Consider the following 19,016-nt stretch of genomic DNA (forward strand, 5'->3'; position numbering starts at 1 on the left):
TATACCGATGGACTAGAACCCAAACTTACCGGGGAACTTGGGCATCTTAGGGAGCTTGGGCATCTTACCCCCAAAGCCTTGCAACTGCTTCATCATCTTACGCATTTGGGTAAACTGATTGATCAGCTTGTTTACCTCCTGCACGCTCGTTCCACTACCATCGGCGATACGCTTACGACGTCGACCGTCAATAATGGACGGACGCTTACGTTCCTCTGGGGTCATGGAGTAGATGATTGCCTCTACGCTCTTGAAGGCATTGTCGTCGAGCTCTACATCCTTATTGTCCTTCATGATCTTGCTCAGCCCGGGAATCATCGAAGCAAGGTCTTTGAGGCTACCCATCTTCTTGATCTGCTGTACCTGTGCCAAAAAGTCATTGAAGTCAAACTGATCCTTAGCGATGCGCTCCTCAAGCCTACGTGCCTCACGCTCATCATACTGCTGCTGAGCACGCTCCACGAGGGAGATGATATCACCCATACCGAGGATACGGTCGGCCATACGGTCGGGGTGGAAAACATCTAGAGCGTCCATTTTCTCTCCCGTACCGACAAACTTAATTGGCTTATCTACGACAGATCGAATAGAGAGGGCTGCACCACCACGCGTATCTCCATCGAGCTTCGTCAAGACAACGCCATCGAAGTCTAGGCGCTGATTAAACTCCTTGGCGGTATTCACGGCGTCCTGACCCGTCATTGAGTCTACGACGAAGAGCGTTTCTGAGGGCTTGACGGCTGCCTTAATGGCCTCGATCTCACGCATCATCTCCTCATCGATAGCCAGACGACCAGCAGTATCGACGATCACGGTGTCGCATCCCTGAGCCATAGCCTCAGCTACTCCACGACGAGCAATACCTACGGGATCTTTGCTCTCTAGATCGAAGAAAACTGGCACACCGATCTGCTCGGCCAGTACTCTGAGCTGCTCGATAGCAGCAGGACGATAGACGTCGGCAGCGACAAGCAGGGGTTTGCGACTCTGCTTAGTCTTGAGCAGGTTGGCTAACTTACCACTCATCGTAGTCTTACCAGAGCCCTGAAGGCCGGACATCAAGATAATGGCTGGCTGGCCTGAGAGATTAATATCCATAGCCTTACCACCCATGAGCTCGGCCAGCTCGTCATGGACGATCTTGACCATCAACTCGCCGGGGCGAACTGAGGTAAGCACATTCTGCCCTAGAGCCTTGATCTTGATTTGCTCGGTAAATTGCTTTGCTACGTTATAGTTTACGTCGGCCTCTAGCAAGGCTCGACGTACATCCTTGAGCGTTTCGGCTACATTTATCTCGGTGATTTTACCTTCACCTTTGAGGATCTTAAACGATCTCTCGAGTCTTTCGCTTAAATTTTCGAACATGAGCATCTATCTCTTACGCCCGATCCTCCCAGCCATTCCGAGAGCAGGCATCATACTACTTATATTATACAATCTGATTGGTAGCCGTGTCTGGGAACACGACTGCGGGCTTGAAGCCTTGCGCTTCCTCATAGGTCATCCAAGCGTACGCCATGATGATGACGATGTCACCCGGCTGTACGAGACGAGCAGCTGCACCATTGAGGCAAACGACCCCAGAGCCACGCTCGCCAGCTATGGTATAGGTTTCTAGGCGAGCCCCATTGTTATTATTGACAATCTGCACTTTCTCTCCGGGGAGGATATTGGCAGCCTCCATCAGTGCCTCGTCTATGGTGATGCTACCAATGTAGCTAAGGTTGGCCTCTGTGACGGTTACCCGATGTATCTTGGACTTAACAAGTTCTACTAACATTATTTCTGTTGTTATACCTTATAACGGGGGCAAAGATACTCTAATTCTCAAAACTATGGATTGGCATAGGAGAGATACTATCTAGCCATAAAAACAAAAATCCAGTAAGCTATTGCCTACTGGAGTCTTTGATAGAGCGGAAGACGGGGCTCAAACCCGCGACCCTTAGCTTGGAAGGCTAATGCTCTATCAACTGAGCTACTTCCGCATTCCCTAAGGAAACAAAAGGGTGGGCAGTGATGGATTCGAACCACCGAAGGCGTAAGCCAGCTGAGTTACAGTCAGCCCCATTTGGCCACTCTGGTAACTGCCCTTCCTTGTTTTGTTTTGCACTGCAAAGATAGACACTATTTTTCAACTGTGCAAATCGGGCGGCACATTTTTATCGCAGCCTCGGCCGCTTCCTCTCCCTTATTACCTAGCTTGCCTCCTGCACGTTCCTCTGCCTGAGCCATATTCTCTGTCGTCAGCACGCAAAAAATAATTGGTTTGATCTCGCCAGAATGATACGGTTGCGTCGCATTGAGATAGCTGATACCGTAGCTAACGCCTTGGCAAATGTAGTCGAAGTGAGGCGTATCCCCACGCACGACGCAGCCAATGACAATCACGGCATCTACATTCATCTCTGCTCTTAGGCGTGCTGCGGCATTGGTTAGCTCAAAAGTCCCCGGCACACGCATCACCTTAATCCTCTTCACCTCCGACTGCTTGAGCACCTTGATTGCACCCTCGAGCAGGGCTTCTGTGATATTGCTATTCCACTCAGCCACCGCGATGGCGATGTTGAGTCCCTTACCATCTAGGATCACTGGGGCTTGATGCTCTCTAGACTGAATGTATTCGATTGTAGACATATCCTACTATACGTATTTATATATGGTGTAATGAAAATGTCGCATGATGCAACCCACCCAGTGAGCACCACCATGCGACAAGTGATATCATCGACAAGACTGACTTACTTGACAGCAGCTGTAGCGCGGATAATGTCGGCCTCTACAGTCTGAGCCTCTGGTGCAGTATAGTACTTAGTCTTGATGCTTTGGTATAGCTCTAGAGCTTTCTTAGGATCTCCCAACTTCTCGTAGGCATGGCCTGCCTTGATGAGACAGCTAGGGGCGATAGCATCGTTATCTGCCATAGAAGCAGCCTTCTCGTAGGCGCTGGCAGCGTCCTTGATCTGACCAAGCTGAGCATAACAATCACCGATGAGGCGCTGGATAGATGGAGCTACATAAGCGTCCTTAGCCGCAAACTGCTTAAGTGCATCGAGTGCTTCCTGATACTTACCTGCGTCGTAAAGGCAGATACCTGCATAGGCATACGAGAGGTTGGCTGCAGCAGAGCCCGAGTATTCCTTCTGGATAGCCTCGAAGCCCATATTGGCTATGCCTTCACCCTTGAGGGCTGTGCTGTCCTGTCCCATGAGGAATCGGTCCTCAGCTACATACATCGCAGCAGAAGCCTTCTCTGCGGCAGGCTTACTCACCTTATTGACGTACACGAAAGCACCAACACCAATCAGGATAAGGGCACCGAGGGCGATGAGGATCTTCTTCAGATTTTTCTCTAGGAACTGCTCTCCCTGCACCATAGCTTCCTCTACCTGTGTCTCTAGTTCAGAATTTTGAAGATGTTTTTTAGACATACTTAACTAGCTTGTATTATTTAATTTGTTTATAATCCTAATTATTACCCCTGCAAAGTTAAGAATAAGTCATTATAAACCAAAAGCCTTTTAGGCCAAATAAGGGGAGGAATAGTACCCCTTGGCATACCTAAGCCTGACGAGCCTGAGCCTAATACCAGAGGTTTGGAGCTCTCTCGCCCACTACATCTGTATCGGAGAGATCTCTTGCAGCCGATCGATGAGCCAAGCTATGACCTCTGGCTCTATGGTTGTTTTGATTTGTCCGTACTCCATAGGCGACCCAGTCTTAGCTCTCTGCATCAAATGATTCAACCCCTCAAACACGCGCACCCGAGCACTGGGGACAAGCTCCTCTAGCCTACTGGCATTACTAGGGAAGACCTGCATATCTAGAGAGCCATATATCCCGATGATCGGGCATCGAACCGCCTGCCATGTGGCAGCAGGATCGGTCTTGACGAACTGACGGAACCAAGGCGTGGCTACCTGACCCACGGTCTGCTTGACAAACGCATCAATTTGGCTAGGCTGGAGCAAGCCCGATCTGCCTGCCTGCTGACGCACAAGCTCTTCGACACGCACAGACAAATCCTGCATGGAGAGCTTATCGTCCGCGGCTAGGGCGTAGACCTGCTCATTGACCGCTCTATTCTGCGCTTGCTGCTCTGCGGTTAGCCCCATGAGCTCCGAGGCTCGATCCATCTGTTTGAGCAGAAGTTCCCCAAATGGTTCTGTGGGAGCGGCAAGGCTAACGACGCCGGAAACCATGGGGTTTCGGCTAGCCACCGAAGCTGCTAGATAGCCACCCTCGCTATGGCCAAGTAGGACGATACGCCCAGGGTCTACCTCCTCAACCTCGGCAATCCCTTTGTAGACGCTCTCAGCATCTAGGATTAGGTCGTCGAGCAGTGCCTCTACATACTTACCCGTGCTCTTGCCTACCCCACGATCGTCGTAGCGAAAGACAGCATAGCCTGCTCGTGCTAGAGCATCGGCAAGCACGGCAAAGGGCTTATGCCCGAAGAGCTCCTCATCTCTATTCTGTGGGCCACTACCCGTAATCAAGACCACAATGGGGAGCCTACCCACTCTCTGCTTAGGTAAGGTAAGCGTGCCAACAAGACTAATCCCCTGAGGGTGGCCTCCAATGGTCAGCTCTCGCTCGATATAGGGCAGACTGGCTACGACGGGAGCTGGTGCTTTGACCTCTCGAGCGAACTGTAGCTGGGTAGAGAATCCACCTTGGGCGAACTGCCCGAGAAGCTCATCTCCCGAGCGTACAGCCTCGTACTTCAACCCCAAAGGGCTGACACCAAGAGAGAGGCTATCTCCACGAACACTGAGAGCATCAACTGGGATACCGTATGCCCCTTGGGTAGGACTATCGAGAGTAGCAGTCCATCTGTCCTGATTGTGTTTGAGGTGTAGCACAAGCTGTAGCTTGCCCATAGGCGTCTGTAGGGCGCCTCGCCATGAGCCTATCATAGGACTCTGAGCTACGGCGGCAAGGCTAAACAGCCCAATGAGAGCCAAGGCAAATATGTACTTCTTCATTATATCGTTATTATAGGAGTATACCAGTCGTATCTAGTCTAGTGTCACAAAACTAAAGAGTTCGGAGCTATATCGTATGCCCACCTATAGGGAGGCTATGCCCAAGCGCATGCGCCCCCTGCCTTATTTTATTCGCTCCTCTACGCTCGTCAGAGATTAGACTGGCTAAGCGCCATAGTGGCGTTGTAGTAGCGACGATCGCCCGTTACCTCCAGCCCGGCCCAAGGCGGGAGCTCGTAGGTCTCATCGGCGCGCTCCACCTCCAGCTCCGCTAGAGTCAGCCCCTCGTGGCGACCGAGAAATACATCTACCTCCCACGTATGCCCTGCGTAGGGTACGAGGTAGCGATCCTTGACGAGGGTGCGGCCAGAGCATAGCTTCATCAACTCACGTGCCTCGGCCACGGGAATCTCGTACTCCCATTCATCACGCATCAAACCAGACGAATCCGAAGCTCCCTTAATAGTCAAGAAGGCTTCATCATCTCTGATGCGCACACGCACCGTAGGCCGAGTAGAGAGATACCCCTGCTCGATGTGATAGACCTTGGTGGCTTGGGCTCTGAAGCTCTCGCCTACAACGAGGTATTTGTGCTCGATCTCCATCGTATATAACCTATTTGGGCTGATTGCCTATGGTAACCTGCGTAGCCCCATAGCTATACTCCTTGAAGGAAGCGTCCTGATAGCGACAGTGCTTGTAGCGATACCTGAGCTCACCCTCTATCTTATTGCGCAGTACGCCCTCGCCTTTGCCATGAATGAAGACGATCTTACGCCCCGGGTGCTTGAGGTGCTGCTGCATCACTTCGTTGAATTTGTCTAGCTGATAGCGCAGGATTTCGGCATTGCCCATGCCAGTGGTATCGTCGAGTAGCTCATCGATATGCAGATCTACGACAAGAGGTTCGTCCAGCTTAGGGGCAGGCTGAGACACCGACTGCTTGCGTGCAGGCTCGCTCTTGCTGGTACGCTGCGTCATCGCCTCGGCGAGTGCCTCGATATTTGGTTTGGCCTCTACGCCACGCACGACACCTGCACACACGAGCGGCTCTACCCAAGCCCCCTCGTCGAAGAAATCATTCTCCTCGAAGGTATGGAGCTTAAAGAACTTGCGCCCGTCCAGCCTAAACTCCACACCATAAGTCCCCTTGTAGATCCCGGGGTTCTCGGCAATGGCCACGAGCTGAATGTTGATGCGCTCCAGATCGTTGATGTCTGTGGCGGCAAACTCCTCGACGAAAAGTTTGGTATTTGGCTCGATGATGCCGTGCGCCCTGAGCTTCCAGCCCCGATGCTGCTGGCTACTATATACATAATATAGACTATAGTTGCAGTCGTTGATGAGGTAGGCCTCGTAGTTGGTCTGCCCTAGACGCTTCTCGTCGATGGGCAGATAGGCTAGATAGGCACTCACCTCGCCCGTGGCAGGAAGGAAGGTGTGCGCTGCCTTGATAGGGCGCTCGACCTGTAGCTCGGGAGCTTTGGGCTGAGCAGCAGCGACGCTTCTAGCCTGAGGCCTACCCTCCACCTCTACGGGCTTCTTCTCGAAGGTAGGTGGTTTATAGGCTGGCATGAATGTATCTCCCTGCTCCACGACGACGCACTCGCGTAGGAGTGTAGGGATCTCAAACCCGTCGGGATCCTCTACCCAAGCGGTATCGCCAACTACTCGGGCGACACGTCCACCACCCACAGCATTGAGGAAGCGAACCTGAGCACCAACTTCTATTTTTTTTGCTGACATAATCTTGTATTGTTTATTTTGTTGATAGCCAAAGTTACAACTTTTCGGCGGCGCATCTACACCCACACGACGGCTCTGCCACTGGTTCATCAGGTTCCCTATGCATCGTGGCTGATCCATCTAGCCCCATACACACCTTGTGCCTACTAGCGATGATAGCAGCAGGGCAGCATCAATACTACAAGCTAGCCAACTGACCCAGTTCTATCCAGCAACAGGACACATCATGCTGCACTGAGCTAAAAGAAGCGCCCCTCAGCCATTTCTCCTCCTCTTTGGTTAAAAAATGCAAAGGATTTATTGAGTATTTTGGCGAACGGGGCTGAAACTTGCCGAGAGCAGCGAAGCAACCTAAGAAAATTGATGGGAAGACTCTAACCAATCGGTGGGCTCATTGGCCAAGATATGTCCACCAATCCGATAAGATTGATGGGAGGAAATGCCTAGAAGTACGGCTAGATCACATAAAACAGACCAACAAAACCGAATATACCAATGATTATCAAACAATTACAAAAACCGCTTTTAAGGGGGCATTTTCAATCTGCTGGAGGGCAGGTGCCCTAACGAAGCAGAGTGCCGTGTAGAGCCTCCTAGAGGGCAAATGCGAGGCCTATGTATTTTCGCTCGGCGCAAACAGAGGTTTCCCCACCAACATTCTGAAAATTGGTCTAAAATATAAATTCTGCAGTTGCACGACGAACTTTGGCTAGTTGCTAGCAAATGACGAACTTTGGAGGGCAACTTTTAAGCATTTTAGTACTCAAATATGGATCATTTTTTACGAAAGCCATTCGACCTAGACCGAACGGTACGTATCATTTTTACCACGCTAGTAGGCATCATCTTTATATGGGCTATCTCCGCCATTTGGGAGGTGCTACTCCCGTTCTTGCTAGCAGGGATATTCGCCTATGTGATGATGCCACTCGTACGCTTCTTCCAGTACAAGCTACGTATTCGCATCAGAGGGCTGGCAGTTCTGCTCGTTTTTGCCCTTATAGCTCTGGTAATCACGCTGGCTGTCATCTACCTCATACCGGCTCTAGAGAGCGAGGTAAGCAAAACTTTGGAGGCCCTATCGGCATACAGCCAAGGGCAGAGTATCCTAGATATGCTCATACCCGACTGGCTGATGTCTACACTCAAGGAATCTCTCAACTTCCAAGAGCTCAGCTCACACCTAAGCCCCGAGAGCATCGTCGAGACTAGCAAAACGATTTGGGGACAGATTAATGGCATTGTCAACGGCACGCTATCCGTTTTCTCATGGGGCTTGGTCTTCTTCATGGGGCTACTCTACTTCATCTTCATCATGATCGACTTCGAGGATCTAGCTCATGGCCTCATCTCGCTCATACCACATAGCCTCCAATCTCCAGCCAAAGCAGCCCTCAAGGAGGTAGATTTCTACATGAATAGCTACTTCCGTGGCCAAGGCCTCATAGCCCTAAGCGTGACGGTGCTCCTAGCCATTGGCTTCAACATCATTGGGCTACCGATGGCCACAGCCATGGCGATTTTCATTGGGCTACTCAACCTAATCCCCTATATGCAAGCCTTGGGAGTTATCCCCCTCGGTCTAATGGCACTCCTTATGGCGGCCCAGACGGGGCAAGGGGTCTTCTTCTGCCTACTGCTGGCATACGGTGTACTACTGATCGTGCAAGTGCTACAAGACACGCTGATTATCCCTCGCATCATGGGCGAGAGCATGGGTATGCGCCCCTCTATCATCTTGCTCTCTCTAGCAGTATGGGGCTATCTACTCGGCTTCTTTGGTATGCTCATTGCCCTACCGATGACGATGTCTATCTACTCGCTCTATATGCGCTATGTACTCAGAGATGAGCAATACATAGAAGAGGTCGATAAGAAGCTCCTAGAGGAAGCTAACATCCGACGAAAGCCACGCAAAAAACGTAAGAAGTGAGCCACGCGACCGTACTACCAGAGGCCTTCTGCCAGCAGATGAGCCAGCTACTGGGGACAGAAGAGGCTCAATCTCTATGCGCTTGCCTAGAGCAGCCTGCCCCAACCTCTATTCGCCTCAATCGGCACAAATACATACCAGCCAAGATAGTCCCCAGCGACCTCGAGCAGGTACCTTGGTGCTCGTGGGGCTACTATATACCAGAGCGACCAACCTTCACGGGCGACGCTGCCTTCCACGGCGGAGTGTACTATGTACAAGAAGCCTCATCGATGCTACTCTATCAGATAGGCCAACTCTTGGACTCCTCCGCCCCTCTCGTTGCCCTAGACCTCTGTGCAGCCCCGGGGGGTAAAAGCACCCTACTGCTAGATCTGCTGCCCGAGGGGAGCCTCTTGGTCGCCAACGAGGTCGTCCCTCAGCGTGCGCATATCTTGGTGGAGAACCTCCAGAAGTGGGGCAACCCGATGTACATCACGACGTCCACTCTACCCGAGCGGCTCGGCAAGCTCCGAGGCGCCTTCGACCTAATACTCGTCGATGCGCCATGCTCGGGAGAGGGCATGTTTCGCAAAGACCTAGGGGCACGCAACCAGTGGCAGCCCTCCAGCCCCAAAGTGTGCGCCGAGCGTCAGCGCACCATACTGGCAGATATCTGGCCAGCTCTAGAGGACGGCGGTCTACTCGTGTACAGCACCTGCACGATGAATAGACAAGAGAACGAAGACATAGTGGCCTATCTAGTTGATGAACTAGAGGCCGAACCAATAGATTTAGGCGAGATAGGCCATGGTGTGTGGCGCTCTACCCTATCTGACTACCCGTGCTACCGTATGCTACCACATCGGGCCAAGGGAGAGGGGCTATTTATGGCAGTCTTGCGCAAGGGGGGCGAGTGCGCTATCAGAGGCGATAGGTCGAAAAGTAAAAAAGGCAAAGACAAGCAGGGGCGAACCAGCAAAGACGTGCCACAAGAGGCAAAGGGCTGGGTAGATGGGACGAAAACCAAACTGCTATGGGAGACAGATCAAGGGCGCATAGTCGCCTACCCCGAGGCGCTCGCTCCGATGCTAGAGCTACTCAGAGGGGGCAAGGTATCTCCTATGAGCTACGGCATTCCTGTGGCTGAGGTCAAAGGTAAGTCTGTGCTCCCGCTAGCACCTCTAGCCCTAAGCAACCTGCTGGCTGGCGATGCCTTCGAGCGTGTGGAGCTCCCAGACGATCAGATCATTCCCTACCTCTCTCGAGAGGCTATCACCCTCCCCTCTAGCCTGTCCACCGGCATTAAGCTCATTTGCTATGGGGGCATACCACTAGGCTTCGCCAAGCATCTTGGCAACCGCACCAACAATCTTTACCCGACGCACTGGCGTATCCGCCATCGTGAGCAGGTAGAGCGTCTGCAAGCCGAGCAAGAAGAATACTGGTAGTAGGGAGGTATGTCGCGCGATTTCCATCTCAAACAGTTCAGCATCAGACAGCAGCGTGCCGCAATGAAGGTCGGCACCGATGCTATTGTTTTGGGGAGCTGGCTTGGCTCCCTAGGGTTCAACCCGCAGAGCTTCCTAGATGTGGGGACGGGGACAGGTATCATCGCTCTAATGCTAGCGCAGGCCTACCCCAAGGCTAGAGGCATCGCCCTCGATCTAGAGCCCAATGCCGTGCTTGATGCTCGGGACAATATCGCAGCTTCGCCCTTCGCCTCACGCCTACAAGTAGAGCAAGCCGACTTCCTCGATTGGACTTCTGGCCCATACGACCTCATCGTCAGCAATCCGCCCTACTTCGAGGAAGACGGCATTCGTAGCTCAGAGCATAAGCGACAGATGGCACGCCACGAGTTGAGCAGTGGGCTCAACCTGCGCAGTCTGATGCAACATGCGTCGGGCCTACTCGCTCCATCTGGCGTACTTGCCCTCATCACACCTTGGTACAGAGAGCACGATCTGCGCCTCTACGGCGCAGAGTATCTCCTTCGCCCCGATACGCTAGTTCGGGTCTATGCGAGCAAGGGTAAGCCTATCAGATTACTTAGCCTATGGCGTCGGCTAGATCTGCACGGCTCATACCAGAGGTGCAGGTACGACACGCTCACCCTCAGGGACGAAGCCTCCAAGGAAACACTCGAATTTAGAAATCTAACGAAAGACTATCTCCTAGACTAGATCTGGTCTAGAGGCAACAGCCGAAATTTGATGTACTGCCCCTGCCGTGTGTCTATGGCATATGTACGATCTGCAATGTGGCCAATCAGCCAGATTGGTTGATCGCCGAGGCAGAGCAGCAGGGCACGCCGACGCTCCTCGTGCGAGAAATGCCCATCGATGAAGATACGCCTTAGCTTCTTGCGTCCCTGCATGCCGTAGGGAGCCAAGCTATCACCCTCTCGGCGTGTGCGGATATTAAGCTGTGGCATATCGCCAAGTTTGTCGAGCGAGAAGATAGCCTCGTGCTTGCCACAGCGCAGGGAGCTCAGCATCTTGACACTACCGACCTCCCATGAGAGGCGGCCAATAGGCAAGTCAATGTATCTACTCCCCAAGATATCAAGCACCGTGATCTCTAGTCGCTCCTGCTCTATCTCGCCCAGCTCCAACACTCCTCTTGAGCGAATAAGGCAATGGCTAGCAGAGAAAAACCGACGCCCAGAGGGCAGGTCGGGCAAACTCTGTGCAATGGCATGGCACTGCTCACTACCGAAGCCGTAGGGTCTGAGCAACTCATAGAGCACTGTCTGTGGGTGTGGAGTACTCATTAACCGAGCGATGTCGATTTGCCCTGCAGTAGGCATCACAGCACGCTTGAGCAGCTCTATGGCATCTAGATAAATTGCCTCTACTCCGCGCAGATGCTCTATGGTACGCCCAGAGGACTGTCGGAAAGAAGGATTGAGCTGCTCGAAAGCAGGAATTAGCTTATGACGGATGTAGTTGCGACGATAGACCTCGTCGCTGTTGGAGCTATCCTCACGGCTCGGCTGGCCAAGTGCGTGCATATATGCCTCGATATCCCTGCGTGAGCAATCCATCAATGGGCGGACGATCCGATCTGTGCGCCTATACGGCATACCACTAAGCCCTCTAATACCCGTCCCCATCGAGAGGTTCAGGAGCATCGTCTCGATCTGATCGTCGGCATTGTGCGCTACGGCCACATGAGCCTCTGGCTGCGCCGAGAGGATACGCGCAAACCACGCATAGCGCAACTCCCGAGCAGCCATCTCAATGGAGATACCGTGCTTCTGTGCGTATGCCTCGGTCTGGTAGCGCTCTACCTCTAGCGGTATGGCGTGCGTATGGCAAAGCGAGCGGACGAACTGCTCATCGGCATCGCTCTCCTCCCCACGCAGCGAGAAATTGCAGTGTAGCGCTCTGAGCTCATAGCCTAGAGCAGACATAGCCCTAAGCAGAGCTACAGAGTCTGTACCTCCACTTAGGGCTATATATATGGGTTGCCCAAGACTAGCTAGTCGGTAGCGAGCGATGGTTCGGGCTACAGTTTCTTCTAGTGGCAACATAGTTTAGGCATTTCGTCCTAGTCCTCTTGGCCTAGCTCTGGGTCTACCATGATGCGCCCGCAGTACTCACACACGAGGACTTTCTTGTGGAGCTTAATATCGAGCTGACGCTGAGGGGGGATCTTGTTGAAGCAACCGCCACAAGCGTCACGATCTACACTTACGACAGCCAGACCATTGCGAGCGCCCTCTCGTATACGGTGAAAAGCCTTGAGCAGACGCTCCTCGATTCCTTCCTCGATCTTGAGAGCATGCTTGCGTAGCGTTTCCTCCTCAGCCTTGGTTTCGGCCTTGATGCGATCTAGCTCTTCTTGCTTAGCCTTCAGGTCAATCCCACGCTCGTCAATGCTCGTCTTGAGGCTAGCTATGCGCTCCTTGCGTGTCTGGATCTCGGTTGAGTGCTCGGCAATGCGCTTGCGAGATAGCTCAATCTCGAGGCCTTGGAATTCAATTTCCTTGGAGAGGTTGTCGTACTCACGGTTGTTCTTCACACTCTCTAGCTGAGTCTTATACTTCTCAATCAGGCCTTCGGCATGCGTGATCTTGGATTTCTCAGCGCTTGTTAGTTGGCTATAACGCTTGATTTCTTCCTCCAGATTACCTTGTCGGGTCTGCATACCTGCTAGCTCGTCCTCGAGATCTTGCACCTCAAGAGGTAGTTCGCCACGTAATGTCTTGATGCGATCAATCTCCGAATAGGCATTCTGCAGATTGCGCAGGTCGATCAACTTCTCTTCGACAGTCTTCTCCTGCGGATTTGTTAGTTCTTGCTTCATAATTTATGTTAGATAGATTTTATTGGATTACTATTTAATTGACTTGTAAACAACATAAAGTTAGGGAATTTGCGTGAGATGATTTCTCCGAAAACCCTAGTGGCAATGCACTCACTCTCGTAGTGCCCGACAGTCGCTAGCACTGGGCGGCACTCCACATCGAAGTAATCGTTGTACTTCGCTTCGCCAGTTATGAGTACATCTGCAGAAGCTCTGCGGGCTGCCCTCCAAAGGAAAGCACCAGCACCCGAACAGATTGCTACACGGCTCACCTCATGGGCTGAAGCATCGCAGGCGCTATAGCTAAGTTTCTCCGTAGCAAAATACGCTTTAACCCGATCTAGAAAGTCGGATAAAAGCTCCTGCTCTGCCAAATCGCCCACAATACCACTACCAGCCATTGGGTAGTCGTTGGCCAGAGGCACAAGGCTGTAAGCTGGGACTTCGTATGGATGAGCCTCGTGTAGAGCCTTGATCACAGCCGAGCTATCCGCCGAGGCAAGCACGACGGAGAGGCGAACCTCCGACTCATGATGTAGCTCCCCCTGCTCTCCCACGAATGGGTTAGCCCCCTCTAGCGCACGGAAAGTTCCCTGCCCAGAGCTAGAGAAACTGCACTTGTCGTAGGCACCTATACGACCAGCACCTGCCGCCCAGAGTACCTCTTGCACTGGCTCCAGATAATCTTGGGGAACAAACGTAATGAGCTCGCTCATCTTACCAGAGAGAGGCTGCAAAGGGCGGAGATTCTTCAAGCCCAAATCCCGAGCCAATAGAGCATTCAGTCCGACAGGGGCATTGTCTGCATTGGTGTGGGCTGCGTAGATCGCAACATCCGCCTTAATGGCTCGCATAACCACCCGCTCGATGTAGCTACCCGTACCGATGGTCTTGAGGCCTTTGAATAGAAGCGGGTGATGAGCAACAATGAGGTTGCAACCTCGCTCAATAGCCTCCTCGACAACCTGCTCGGTTAGGTCTACACAGAGCAGAGCTCCCGTAGCCTCGAGGTCGGGATCACCAACCTGCAAGCCACAATTGTCGTAGCTCTCCTGTAGCCATAGTGGTAGCTCCGCCTCTAGGGCTAGTATAATATCTTTGATCTTCATACAGTCATTCATTAATTTATCAAATAGGTAAACGACCACAAGTATCCGTTGCGAGCAACATCACTTGACGATCTCTACCTTGTATGCAGCCTACACACACTCCTTATCCAACTCTACTCTAGGCTGCCACACGAGTGCTCTGCAAGACACCTAAAGGGGCTGTGCCAAAATCAGATTTCGACACAGCCCCTATCCTTTTATTTCTGCGTAAACGCTTACTTTTTGAATAGTCCCCGACGCCCCAGCCACCTCAAACACTGCTCAAGGCTAACATTGGCATCGCTATAATAAGCCCACGTATAGTGGGGTCTAGAATCGTCCTACTTATTGAACGGACGAATATCTAGGTACAGCTCGTCGAGCTGCTCTTGGTCAATGACAGATGGCGCATCTATCATCACATCACGCCCAGCGTTGTTCTTTGGGAAGGCAATGCAATCACGGATACTATCCAGCCCAGCAAAGAGCGACACCAATCGGTCTAGACCATAGGCAATACCTCCATGAGGAGGAGCACCATACTTGAAGGCGTTCATCAAGAAGCCAAACTGATCCTGCGCCTTCTCTGGCGTGAAGCCTAATACTTGGAACATCTCTGCTTGCAGATGGCTGTCGTGTATACGGATAGACCCTCCGCCTACCTCGACGCCGTTGATGACCATGTCATAGGCATTGGCACGTACAAGTGCAGGGTTGGTCTTCAGTAGCTCAATGTCCTCTGGCTTAGGAGAGGTAAAGGGGTGGTGCATAGCATAGTAGCGCTGCGTCTCTTCGTCCCACTCCACCAGTGGGAAGTCTACTACCCACAGACAGCTAAATTGATTCTTATCTCTTAGGCCAAGCTGAGAGCCAACCTCTAGGCGCAGTTCACAGAGTTGCTTACGTGTCTTATTAGTTTCGCCACACATGATGAGCATCAGGTCGCCTACCTCTGCCTGCATCTTGGACTTGAGCGCCTGCAAGTCGTCTTGAGTATAGAACTTATCTACGCTACTTTTGACAGATCCATCGGCCTCTACACGGGCATAAACTAGGCCTGTGGCTCCAATCTGCGGACGCTTAACGAAGTCCACTAGCGCATCAATCTGCTTGCGTGTGTAGCTAGCAGCTCCCTTAGCACAAATCCCACCAACATATTCGGCCGAGTCGAAGACTGGGAAGCCCTTGCCCTGCATCACGTCCATCAACTCCACAAACTTCATCTCGAAACGTGTGTCAGGCTTATCCGAGCCATACAAACGCATTGCATCGGCGAAGCTCATGCGTGGCAGTGGGAGTGGAATATCTACACCTCTAAGCTCCTTGAAGAGGTGAGCGGTCATGCCCTCGAAGACCGTAAGTACATCTTCCTGCTCTACGAAACTCATCTCGCAGTCTATCTGAGTGAACTCTGGCTGTCGGTCAGCTCTGAGGTCTTCGTCACGGAAACACTTAACGATCTGGAAGTAGCGGTCGAAGCCACTGACCATCAGCAACTGCTTGAAGGTCTGCGGGCTCTGAGGGAGAGCGTAGAACTGGTTGGGGTTCATACGGCTAGGCACTACGAAATCTCTTGCCCCCTCTGGAGTAGACTTGATGAGCACAGGAGTTTCTACCTCTAGGAAGCCTTCACCGTCTAGATAGCGACGAACCTCTAGAGCACAGCGGTGTCTTAGCTCAAGATTGGCACGCACTGCATTTCTACGCAGGTCGAGATAGCGATACTTCATACGCAGATCATCGCCACCGTCGGTAGCGTCCTCAATCGTGAAAGGAGGGGTCTCGGAGGCATTAAGGATCTTCAGTTCCTTAACTTCAATCTCGATATCTCCAGTAGGCAGATTGGCATTCTTGCTTGAGCGCTCAGACACCACACCCACCACTTGGATCACATACTCACGCCCCAGTTCCTGAGCCTGAGCAGCAAGCTCACTCCCAGTATGCTCTTCGTTGAAAGCCAACTGAGTGATGCCATAGCGGTCGCGCAGATCAACAAATGTCATGCCACCCATACGGCGAGCTCTCTGTACCCAACCTGCAAGTGTAACGATCTCTCCTACGTGATTGAGGCGAAGTTCGCCACAAGTTCTCGTCCTATACATATTATATGTAGCCTGTAGTCTTTGTAATCAGTTATAGGTTACAAAAGTACAGAATTTCCATCAATGCTCATTAGTTAGATCAAAAAAGCAGCGAAGGATCAGTCTAGAGCAAGCTTGGCTCTATGTAGAGATAGTCTTGCTCTATGTAGAGATAACCTTGATCCATATAGAGCTAAGCTTGCTCTAAAGAATTGCACACAGATCAATAAGTTTTCAGGGCTAGGCTCTGAACTTTCAACCCCTAGCTAAACGAGAGACAATGCCCAGGGTATAATGCTCCCAAAGAACGAAACATTCAAGGTTGAGAAAGTATTGTAACCTTAGGAGGAGGAAGGGACATTATGGAGCGTCCGACATTTACCGTGATTAAGGCCTGATAGGGATATGTTTGGCTCACCAATTCTTTGGAGCCCCCAGCAATCTTAAAGTACGGGGCTCCAGTAGTCATGTATCGTGAGGCTTCCTAATATGGAGGCGTGTATCATGGTCTTTATTCACTTGACCTCATACAAGAGGGGCTGCGCCAAAAATAAATTTTGACACAGCCCCTCGATGTATTTACGCCCACTAAGGGCAGAGATATTACGGCTCTTGCCTTCCTATTCTTGGCCGAAGAGCAGCCCTCGATAGGCTAATCGTGCTCGTAGAGCCAAGTGATCTCCTCCCCGTTGAGGCGATAGCTTTCCTTACGCGCTAGAGCAAAGAAGTAGTCACTCAGACGATTGACGTAGCGAAGCACCTGAGCCTCAACTTTTCCTTGGTCGGCATCTAACTTGTAGATGCAACGCTCGGCTCGACGACACACCGTACGGCAGATATGTGCAGCCGCTGGAATAGCCCCACCTGCGGGCAAGATAAAAGCCTTAATGGGAGGCACCAAATCGTCCAAACGGTCGATCTCTCGCTCTACTCGCTCGATTGCCTCATCCGTGACACGACTCTCCATGTGGAATGAGCCATCATTAGGGTCGGTAGCCAGATAAGAGCCGACAGAGAAGAGCTTATGTTGCATCCATGTGAGAGTCTTACGATCGGCTTCTTCTAAATCAAAAGATAGCAGATGGCCAATGAATGAGTTCAGCTCATCAATAGTGCCATAGCTCTCGATGCGTAAGTCATACTTAGGGACACGCTGCCCCCCGACCAAGGAGGTCATACCTTTATCCCCACCCTTGGTGTAGAGTTTATATTTTTCTGTATTCATCGATAGAGTTTATTAGTGATTACACAGCAAAAATAAGTCTTAAAAATCGGATAAACACGCTATTAGACCATGAAACTGGGCTAATAATAGACCTTGTATCGCCCGGGAGTAATAGCCTCTCTCCAGACCCATAGCTCCAAATGGAGCAAGTCAAACGCCACATCTGGCCTTAGAACTGACCTAAGGTGCTGGCTATATCGACGAAGCATAGGGTTACTTCGATTAATCAGCACCTGCTTGAGCTCGCCCACTTCGCAAGCAGCTAGGAGCATCTGCTCTAGTAGCACAAACTCCTCCTCCATCATATCCTCTACGATAATGAAGTCAGCCGTAGCGATATGTGCAGCCGCTGGATTATCTAGCCTAGAGATGTGGGTCATTTGTAGAGCAGGAGAGATAGCCTGTACGTAGAGAGGCAAAAGGCTCTCATGGGGAGCCAAAACAAAAACTCGATCTGGGCGATGATCCATGACCAAACGAAAGACCAACTCCAAGACACGACGGCGATAGATACACCTATCGCCATATTCACTACGTAGGGCCTCAGCTCGCTCTCTACCTGCCCGAGCCAGAGGTTCGAAGCACGTGTAGGGGTAAGGGTTGCGGATAACCTTACTAATTAGTCGAAAAGCATACGGAGAGTGTACTCCATCGCCACGCCTATTGAGCACGAAGCGTTTGGCCCGAGATAGCCGTCGATAGGTACTATATTTGAGAGAATTACGCAGCTTCTGTTTCATTGCTTAGTACTGGAATTGGCTAGAGCCTGACGCGCACGTAGGCCACTGCGTATTTTCTCGGTAAACTGATAATTCTTCCACCCCCAGCGGGGCGCAAGCAATAGCTCCATAGGGGACTGCGACACGAAGCGTTCGATAACGATGTCCGGTCTTAGACGCTCTAGGAAGTCTAGGCATAGCTCGATATACTCCTCCTCTGTATAGAGATGATAGTCGGAGGGATCTTCGAGATATTCGGCTGCCATGATCGTACCTTTGATGATCTGCAACTGATGTATCTTGAGCGTCGTGATGGGGAGAGCGGAGAGCCGATCGGCATGAGCGAGCTGCTCCTCTCGGCTCTCTCCGGGTAAGCCTAAAATTAGATGTGCCCCAACGATAATACCAGCTCGGTGCGTGCGCTCAATAGTCGCCACACTCGTAGCCCAGCTATGGCCACGCTGCACTCTATCGAGGGTTCTATCAAGCGTGCTCTCCACACCATACTCGACGATGACGAAGTGCCTCTTGGCCAGATCCGACAGATAGCTCAACAATTCGTCGGGCATACAGTCTGGACGGGTACCGATAATCAGCCCGACGACGCCGGGATAGGTAAGGGCCTCTTCGTACTTACGAATGCACTCCTCTACCTCTCCGTACGTATTGGTGTAGGACTGGAAGTAGGCGATGTACTCCATATCGGGGTACTTGTGTGCGAAGAAGGCAATCCCTTCACGCAGCTGCTCACTCACACTTTTCTGCCTAATGGCAAAAGCAGGGCTAAAGCTCTTGACATTGCAATAGGTACACCCACCTCGGCCATGGGTCCCATCACGTGTAGGGCAAGTAAAGCCTGCACTCAGTGTGATCTTCTGCACACACCGCCCGCCAAAGCGCTCTCTGAGGTATGAGCCAAAATCAATCCATTCGTTCATCT

General features: G+C 51.7%; 17 protein-coding genes and 2 tRNA genes. 3 read left to right on the top strand and 16 right to left on the bottom strand.

The window, feature by feature from the left end:
* Positions 1 to 12: 12 nt before the first annotated feature.
* From ffh to HQ41_RS01165, 9 genes are all read right to left on the bottom strand, one after another.
* Complete coding sequence (gene ffh / locus HQ41_RS01125; RefSeq protein ID WP_044186834.1) at positions 13 to 1,368, bottom strand: signal recognition particle protein; 1,356 nt, start codon at positions 1,366 to 1,368, stop codon at positions 13 to 15.
* Positions 1,369 to 1,432: 64 nt separating this feature from the next.
* Positions 1,433 to 1,783: an aspartate 1-decarboxylase gene (gene panD / locus HQ41_RS01130; RefSeq protein ID WP_044186762.1), complete on the bottom strand. Its 351-nt coding sequence runs from the start codon at positions 1,781 to 1,783 to the stop codon at positions 1,433 to 1,435.
* Positions 1,784 to 1,918: 135 nt separating this feature from the next.
* Positions 1,919 to 1,991, bottom strand: a tRNA-Gly gene (locus tag HQ41_RS01135).
* Between the two features lie 22 nt (positions 1,992 to 2,013).
* Positions 2,014 to 2,096 (bottom strand) — tRNA-Tyr (locus tag HQ41_RS01140).
* Between the two features lie 34 nt (positions 2,097 to 2,130).
* Positions 2,131 to 2,640, bottom strand: coding sequence for a 6,7-dimethyl-8-ribityllumazine synthase (gene ribH / locus HQ41_RS01145; RefSeq protein ID WP_044186764.1), 510 nt, complete (start codon positions 2,638 to 2,640; stop codon positions 2,131 to 2,133).
* A 104-nt stretch (positions 2,641 to 2,744) separates the two neighbouring features.
* Entirely contained in the window at positions 2,745 to 3,434 is a 690-nt protein-coding gene (locus tag HQ41_RS01150; protein WP_044186767.1) for a tetratricopeptide repeat protein, read from the bottom strand.
* 183 nt (positions 3,435 to 3,617) lie between these two features.
* Positions 3,618 to 4,991 carry an alpha/beta fold hydrolase gene (locus tag HQ41_RS01155; RefSeq protein WP_044186770.1) on the bottom strand — a complete coding sequence of 458 codons (1,374 nt, stop codon included), beginning with the start codon at positions 4,989 to 4,991 and terminating at the stop codon, positions 3,618 to 3,620.
* 149 nt (positions 4,992 to 5,140) lie between these two features.
* Entirely contained in the window at positions 5,141 to 5,596 is a 456-nt protein-coding gene (locus HQ41_RS01160) for a CYTH domain-containing protein (protein ID WP_044186773.1), read from the bottom strand.
* A gap of 10 nt (positions 5,597 to 5,606) precedes the next feature.
* Positions 5,607 to 6,737 carry a DUF2027 domain-containing protein gene (locus tag HQ41_RS01165; protein WP_044186775.1) on the bottom strand — a complete coding sequence of 377 codons (1,131 nt, stop codon included), beginning with the start codon at positions 6,735 to 6,737 and terminating at the stop codon, positions 5,607 to 5,609.
* A 769-nt stretch (positions 6,738 to 7,506) separates the two neighbouring features.
* Here HQ41_RS01165 and HQ41_RS01175 point away from each other — a divergent pair.
* Genes HQ41_RS01175 through HQ41_RS01185 form a run of 3 tightly spaced genes read left to right on the top strand, consistent with a single transcriptional unit; the run spans position 7,507 to position 10,835 of the window.
* Positions 7,507 to 8,670, top strand: a complete 1,164-nt coding sequence (locus HQ41_RS01175; RefSeq protein WP_044186781.1) for an AI-2E family transporter — start codon at positions 7,507 to 7,509, stop codon at positions 8,668 to 8,670.
* A complete protein-coding gene (locus HQ41_RS01180) occupies positions 8,667 to 10,100 on the top strand; it encodes a hypothetical protein (RefSeq protein WP_081964708.1) in 1,434 nt (477 codons plus the stop codon). Before HQ41_RS01175 ends, HQ41_RS01180 begins: the two co-directional genes overlap by 4 nt.
* A 9-nt stretch (positions 10,101 to 10,109) precedes the next feature.
* Positions 10,110 to 10,835 (top strand): tRNA1(Val) (adenine(37)-N6)-methyltransferase, encoded by a 726-nt coding sequence (locus HQ41_RS01185; RefSeq protein ID WP_052405204.1) that lies wholly within the window; start codon positions 10,110 to 10,112, stop codon positions 10,833 to 10,835.
* Here HQ41_RS01185 and tilS read toward each other — a convergent pair.
* The 7 genes from tilS to HQ41_RS01220 all read right to left on the bottom strand — a co-directional run bounded on the left by tilS (position 10,832) and on the right by HQ41_RS01220 (position 19,014).
* Complete coding sequence (gene tilS / locus HQ41_RS01190; RefSeq protein WP_044186783.1) at positions 10,832 to 12,187, bottom strand: tRNA lysidine(34) synthetase TilS; 1,356 nt, start codon at positions 12,185 to 12,187, stop codon at positions 10,832 to 10,834. The genes HQ41_RS01185 and tilS overlap by 4 nt on opposite strands.
* 17 nt (positions 12,188 to 12,204) lie before the next feature.
* Positions 12,205 to 12,963, bottom strand: coding sequence for a zinc ribbon domain-containing protein (locus tag HQ41_RS01195; RefSeq protein WP_044186785.1), 759 nt, complete (start codon positions 12,961 to 12,963; stop codon positions 12,205 to 12,207).
* 8 nt (positions 12,964 to 12,971) lie between these two features.
* On the bottom strand, positions 12,972 to 14,072 hold the full coding sequence (locus HQ41_RS01200) for a Nif3-like dinuclear metal center hexameric protein (protein WP_044186788.1): 1,101 nt from the start codon (positions 14,070 to 14,072) through the stop codon (positions 12,972 to 12,974).
* 320 nt (positions 14,073 to 14,392) lie between these two features.
* On the bottom strand, positions 14,393 to 16,153 hold the full coding sequence (aspS, locus tag HQ41_RS01205) for an aspartate--tRNA ligase (RefSeq protein ID WP_044186790.1): 1,761 nt from the start codon (positions 16,151 to 16,153) through the stop codon (positions 14,393 to 14,395).
* 631 nt (positions 16,154 to 16,784) lie between these two features.
* Positions 16,785 to 17,357 (bottom strand): cob(I)yrinic acid a,c-diamide adenosyltransferase, encoded by a 573-nt coding sequence (locus HQ41_RS01210; protein ID WP_044186793.1) that lies wholly within the window; start codon positions 17,355 to 17,357, stop codon positions 16,785 to 16,787.
* A gap of 80 nt (positions 17,358 to 17,437) precedes the next feature.
* The gene (locus tag HQ41_RS01215) at positions 17,438 to 18,097 is read right to left on the bottom strand and encodes a hypothetical protein (RefSeq protein WP_044186795.1); all 660 of its coding nucleotides are present in this window, start codon (positions 18,095 to 18,097) and stop codon (positions 17,438 to 17,440) included.
* Positions 18,094 to 19,014: a TIGR01212 family radical SAM protein gene (locus HQ41_RS01220; protein WP_044186798.1), complete on the bottom strand. Its 921-nt coding sequence runs from the start codon at positions 19,012 to 19,014 to the stop codon at positions 18,094 to 18,096. The genes HQ41_RS01215 and HQ41_RS01220 overlap by 4 nt, the downstream gene beginning before the upstream one ends.
* Positions 19,015 to 19,016 lie beyond the last annotated feature (2 nt).

It is taken from the genome of Porphyromonas sp. COT-290 OH860, assembly GCF_000768935.1.
GTDB lineage: Bacteria > Bacteroidota > Bacteroidia > Bacteroidales > Porphyromonadaceae > Porphyromonas.

Coding starts and splice junctions, on each gene's coding strand:
- HQ41_RS01155 (WP_044186770.1), bottom strand. CDS start 4,991: ATGAAGAAGTACATATTTGCCTTGGCTCTCATTGGGCTGTTTAGCCTT.
- ffh (WP_044186834.1), bottom strand. CDS start 1,368: ATGTTCGAAAATTTAAGCGAAAGACTCGAGAGATCGTTTAAGATCCTC.
- HQ41_RS01220 (WP_044186798.1), bottom strand. CDS start 19,014: ATGAACGAATGGATTGATTTTGGCTCATACCTCAGAGAGCGCTTTGGC.
- panD (WP_044186762.1), bottom strand. CDS start 1,783: ATGTTAGTAGAACTTGTTAAGTCCAAGATACATCGGGTAACCGTCACA.
- aspS (WP_044186790.1), bottom strand. CDS start 16,153: ATGTATAGGACGAGAACTTGTGGCGAACTTCGCCTCAATCACGTAGGA.
- HQ41_RS01215 (WP_044186795.1), bottom strand. CDS start 18,097: ATGAAACAGAAGCTGCGTAATTCTCTCAAATATAGTACCTATCGACGG.
- ribH (WP_044186764.1), bottom strand. CDS start 2,640: ATGTCTACAATCGAATACATTCAGTCTAGAGAGCATCAAGCCCCAGTG.
- HQ41_RS01210 (WP_044186793.1), bottom strand. CDS start 17,357: ATGAATACAGAAAAATATAAACTCTACACCAAGGGTGGGGATAAAGGT.
- HQ41_RS01175 (WP_044186781.1), top strand. CDS start 7,507: ATGGATCATTTTTTACGAAAGCCATTCGACCTAGACCGAACGGTACGT.
- HQ41_RS01185 (WP_052405204.1), top strand. CDS start 10,110: ATGTCGCGCGATTTCCATCTCAAACAGTTCAGCATCAGACAGCAGCGT.
- HQ41_RS01150 (WP_044186767.1), bottom strand. CDS start 3,434: ATGTCTAAAAAACATCTTCAAAATTCTGAACTAGAGACACAGGTAGAG.
- HQ41_RS01195 (WP_044186785.1), bottom strand. CDS start 12,963: ATGAAGCAAGAACTAACAAATCCGCAGGAGAAGACTGTCGAAGAGAAG.
- HQ41_RS01165 (WP_044186775.1), bottom strand. CDS start 6,737: ATGTCAGCAAAAAAAATAGAAGTTGGTGCTCAGGTTCGCTTCCTCAAT.
- tilS (WP_044186783.1), bottom strand. CDS start 12,187: ATGTTGCCACTAGAAGAAACTGTAGCCCGAACCATCGCTCGCTACCGA.
- HQ41_RS01160 (WP_044186773.1), bottom strand. CDS start 5,596: ATGGAGATCGAGCACAAATACCTCGTTGTAGGCGAGAGCTTCAGAGCC.
- HQ41_RS01200 (WP_044186788.1), bottom strand. CDS start 14,072: ATGAAGATCAAAGATATTATACTAGCCCTAGAGGCGGAGCTACCACTA.